We start from the raw sequence: 2,091 nt of genomic DNA, 5'->3' as shown, positions 1-2,091 counted from the left end.
TTTGCGTCATCCGTCCATGATGCTCTGGTCGCCGTGCACTGCCGTCGGCCCGTGCCGGGAGCTTCACGGCTCCGCGGCACCGGCCGAGAAGGCTCAGAACGGGATGTCGCCTTCGATCGAGACTCGTTCCATGACTCGTCGGTGAGGGAAATAGTCGCTGGCCGCGTAGTGCTGGGTGGCTCGGTTGTCCCAGAAGGCAATCGAGTCGGGTGCCCAGCGGAACCGGCACTGGAAGTCGGGAACCTTGGCCTGATCGAACAACTGCTGGAGCAGTCGGTCGCCTTCGACCGGATCGATGTCGGGAATGTGGGTGGTGAACAGACTGTTGACGAACAGGGTCTTACGTCCGGTCTCGGGGTGCGTCCGTACGATGGGGTGCCGTACCGGAGGGTACTGTTCCTTCATCTGTTCGAGTCGCTCCGGAGTCATGCTGCGGCCGAACGACGGAACGAAGTCGTGTACTGCTTCGAGCCCGTCGATCCGTTCTTTGATCTCGTCCGGGAGACAGTCGTAGGCATTTCCCATGTCCGCCCACAGCGTGTCGCCACCGGCCGGCGGAACTTCCAGCGCCCGCAGAACGGAGCCGAGCGGAGGTCGTTTCTGCCAGGTGACATCCACATGCCAGATGTTCTCCGTACCCGGATTGTCCTGGCTGCGTTCGAAATGCACCACTTCCGGAACCTCCCCCTGGGGAAGCAGCGGATGCACCTCGAGTTCTCCCCAGTGGCGAGCGAAATCGCGGTGCTGTTCTGCGGTGATGTGCTGATTCCGGAAGAACAGCACCTTCCACTCCAGCAGGGCTCTGCGCAGCTCGTCGATCTGTTCGGGTTCCGGGTTGCGCAGATCTATTCCGGACACCACCGCACCGATGTACGGGGTGACAGGTTCCACCTGCACCGTCGTGTACGGAGCGGTCTCGTGCTCTCCCGCCGTGCGACGTAGCAGGCGTGGTCCGAATTCGATTTTGTGCGAGCCTATTTCAACTGTGCGTGAGGAAATCGTGGGGGACACCGGAGCTCCTGTCGGGTGGGTTCGGGCGATCACCGGTTGCGTTGTGTCCGGGATGCCGGTGGGTGGCGTCTGCGAGCAGGGCGGCGACGGTCATGTCGATCAGGTGATCGACGGTCTCGTCGAAGTCTGCTCGCACGGGTACGAATTCGGCGCGACGCTGCTCGTACAGAGCGAGTGCCGACACCGCCATGTTGAACATCAGATCGATGCGTGTCGTGGCGACACGGGCCGGGAGATGGGTCAGAGCGCGGATGAGGCGGCCGATGATCTCCGAGTTGGCCTCCCGGAGGCCGGCGAAATCGGGGGCGGCGAAGTCGACGCTCGGTGATACACGTGCGATGAACCGGGCATAGTGGCTGCCTTCGGGTGTGGAGGCGAGGAACTCGGTCAGCGGGCGCAGTTCCGCTTCGACCAGGGCGCGTACGTCGTTGCCCAGGCCGGCACGGTCGATGTCGTCGAGATGCTGTCGGCGAACCGCGTTGATCGTGGTCATTCGGAACCGAAAGATTTCTCGCAGCAACCCTTCTCGGCTTCCGAAGTGATATTGCACGGCAGAGTTGTTCCGGTGCCCTGCCGTCGTGGCGATGTCGCGCATGGACACTCCCTCGATGCCGTGTACGGCGTACAGGCGTTCGGCAGCTTCGAGGAGCGACTGGCGGGAATCGACCGATGGCGACATGCGAACACGCTATGTCGACACACCCGCTACGTCAAGACACTGTCTTAAATTGGGGAAATCGCTGCAATAACGCTTTTTTCGTGCTGTGTCGGGTCGGCCATGATCTGTTGCGGCGGCGCGGGCCGCCGTGGCGCATCACAGGTCTCACTCAGCGGGACCGAAGGACGGTGAGGCGAACTTTCGTGATTAGCGTCACGTCGGGTCGAGCTCCGTGGAACGAGCCGACGTCTGCATGTCGCGCCGCCCCCGAGCCGCCGGCGCCCCGCGACCAATTCCACCCTTCTCGGCCCTGCCGACTCGATCTAAGGATCATGCCTGTGCGCGTTCCGACACCCCCCACGACCGGCACCTCGAAACGACGGTTGTTCGCCCTGCTCGCCGTCATCATCCTGTTCTCGGAG

At 62.9% G+C, this 2,091-nt stretch carries 2 protein-coding genes; both read right to left on the bottom strand.

Translation table 11 applies throughout. The features are described from left to right. Positions 1-93: 93 nt before the first annotated feature. Positions 94-945: a taurine dioxygenase gene (gene tauD, locus R1101_RS0121995; RefSeq protein ID WP_442969896.1), complete on the bottom strand. Its 852-nt coding sequence runs from the start codon at positions 943-945 to the stop codon at positions 94-96. Positions 946-979: 34 nt separating this feature from the next. Continuing rightward, on the bottom strand, positions 980-1,690 hold the full coding sequence (locus R1101_RS0121990; RefSeq protein ID WP_016935391.1) for a TetR/AcrR family transcriptional regulator: 711 nt from the start codon (positions 1,688-1,690) through the stop codon (positions 980-982). Positions 1,691-2,091 lie beyond the last annotated feature (401 nt).

Origin of the sequence: Rhodococcus sp. R1101 (genome assembly GCF_000278445.1) — a bacterium.
Lineage (GTDB): Bacteria > Actinomycetota > Actinomycetes > Mycobacteriales > Mycobacteriaceae > Rhodococcus > Rhodococcus gordoniae.
This window is presented reverse-complemented; position numbering and strand designations above follow the sequence as displayed.

Bases quoted from the DNA above. Each gene is read 5' to 3' on its own strand.
- R1101_RS0121990 (WP_016935391.1), bottom strand. From the start codon at position 1,690: ATGTCGCCATCGGTCGATTCCCGCCAGTCGCTCCTCGAAGCTGCCGAA.